Source organism: Deltaproteobacteria bacterium (assembly GCA_009929795.1).
Lineage (GTDB): Bacteria > Desulfobacterota > Desulfovibrionia > Desulfovibrionales > Desulfomicrobiaceae > RZZR01.
Genome location: RZZR01000269.1, coordinates 1 through 2,353, shown reverse-complemented (window position 1 = coordinate 2,353; position 2,353 = coordinate 1). Strand labels below are relative to the sequence as shown.

The 2,353-nt window shown below is 60.7% G+C and carries 2 protein-coding genes; both read right to left on the bottom strand.

Going from position 1 to position 2,353, the window contains the following annotated elements:
* On the bottom strand, window positions 1-695 hold a 695-nt coding region (locus EOM25_14060; protein ID NCC26299.1), incomplete at its 3' end, for a MoxR family ATPase.
* A 101-nt stretch (window positions 696-796) separates the two neighbouring features.
* The coding region (locus tag EOM25_14055) for a hypothetical protein (GenBank protein NCC26298.1) at window positions 797-2,353 on the bottom strand (1,557 nt) is incomplete at its 5' end.

The window sequence follows — 2,353 nt, the reverse complement described above, 5'->3', positions numbered from 1 at the left end:
CATTCGGCGGCGGCCGATTCACCTACGGCCCCCTTGAGCAGCTCGCGCATGGTGCTCCAGCGCGCTCCGGACCGCATGACGCGGGACGCGAATTCCCATGAGCGCGGCGAGGGAAAGGCCTTTTCGTTGCGCGTGGGGTCGAAGACGTGGAGCAGCTTGGGGCGGAAGCGAAGAAAGGCACGCAACCGGGCGTCGATATCGGCCTGTTCGGCCCAGACCAGCCAATCGTCGAGGTCCGGATCGAAATCCAGATGAATCAGGCGGTTGGCCAGAGCCGATGGCATGCGGTGGGTTACTGATCGGTCCGATTCCCGGTTCCCGGCTGCGACGATGACCCATCCTTCAGGCAGGATGTACTCACCCAGCTTGCGGTCCAGGATGAGTTGGTAGCAGGCGGCCTGGACCAGGGGAGGGGCGGTGTTCAGTTCGTCCAGGAAAAGCACTCCCTGACCAGAACGGGGCAGGAAGGACGGGGGACACCACACGGCGTTCCCCTGGGCGTCGATGCGGGGAATGCCGCGCAGATCCACGGGGTCGAGCAGGACCGCCCGCACGTCCACGAGTTCAAGGCTGCGACGGGCCGCCACCTGGGCGACGACCTGGCTTTTGCCGACCCCTGGCGCTCCCCACAGGAACACGGGCTGGCGGATGTGAATCACCGTTTCCAGGGCGATGACGATTTCGGATGGTTTCATGGTTTACTCCTTCAATGTGTTGGCGCGACGGATAGCAGGGAAGAAAATTAAGATCAACTAACAATATTTTGTAATTTTATTAAAAATAGATACTGGAAATATCAAATTTTTTCTCGTTCCATCCCAAAATGGGCGCCGGGGTGGGCGCGGTCCGCTCCGGAAAAGTCCGGGGGGCGATTCCCGGCCAATCTCTCGGTCTTGTCCGGACCAAAGGCGCGCAGCCTGTCGAGCAGGACGGGGGTGACGAAATAATCCGCGGCCAGAGCGGCGAGAATACCCGCGGCCACCAGATAGGACATGTTGACGAAGACCTTGGCATCCGAAGCCGCATAGGCCGAGAAGCACAGGATGAGGACCAGCGAGGTCAAAAGCAGGGCCGTGCCCACGGATCCGAAAACTCGACGAACGCTTTCCCTGTAGCTGCCGGTTCGCTCGAATTCCAGTTGGGAGTGGTTGATGAAATGGATGCTGTCGTCCACGGCCAGGCCGAGGAGCATGGGGATGATGGTCACGGTCATCATGTCCAGGGGTATGTTCGCAAAGCCCATGACGCCCCCGACGGCCAGGGCAGGGGCAACGTTTGGGATCATGGCGATAAGGCCGATGGTCGGGCTGCCGAAGACCATGGACATGAGCAGGGCGATGACGATCAGAGCGACGAAGAACGACTTGAGCTGACCCCAGGTCACGTAATCCTGCATGACCGTGAACTGGGCGATGGAACCGATGAGCAGAACCTTGGCGTCGGGAAAGAGTTCGCGACCGCGTTCCTGGATCAGCCCCATCTCGCGCACGGCCTCGCCGGAATTGTAGTCGTCGATCTCGACCATGAGTCGCAGTCGCTGGTAGTCGTAATCCACCCATTTCTCCGCCTCGGAACCCCCGGCGTTTTCGTAGAGCAGCAATACCTGGGCCACGGCCTCGCGCTCGTCGGGGATGATGTGAAAGGCCGGGTCGCCGTTGTTCAGGACCTGATGCATGTCCTTGACGATGTCGACAAGGGAGGTGGTTTTCTTGGTCAGGGGCAGGGCGGCGATCTCGGCGATGAACTGGTCGAATTTTTTCAATTTTTCAGGATTCTTGGCCTCGCCCGGCTGGTCGAATTCCAGGGCCACGCCGTAGGAGTAGAGAGAGCCGACCTGGGTGTGGCCGATGTAGTCAAGGCGGTGCACATAGGGCACTCCAATACCGAAGGTCCGTCTAATGTCGAAGGACACTTCAAAGCGGAAGATACCCAGGATGCAGGCCACGCTGAGGAGGCCGAAGACGGTCATGGTCAGCCCCGGTCGATTGAGAACGCGGGTCCCGAGATATTCCATCAGACGGTCCAGACAGGCTAGGACTCCCGACCTCTGCCGCTCAGGCGGCATGTCGTCCCGCCCGAAGCTGAGTAGGGATGGCAGGAGGATGATGACCAGGATATAGGTCACGCCGACCAGGCAGGCTCCGGTCACCCCGACCCAGCGGATGGGTCGCAAGGGAATGAACAGGAAGGAGCACAGGGCGGACATGGTGGTCAGGGCGCTGAAGAGCAGGGGCCAGCCTGTCTCGGACACGGCGTGGACCAGCGCCGTACGTCTTTGCCCGGTGCGCGCCAGACCGTGCTTGAAGGCGTTGAAGACATGGATGGAATAGCCGATGGCCTGGGCCAGACTCAA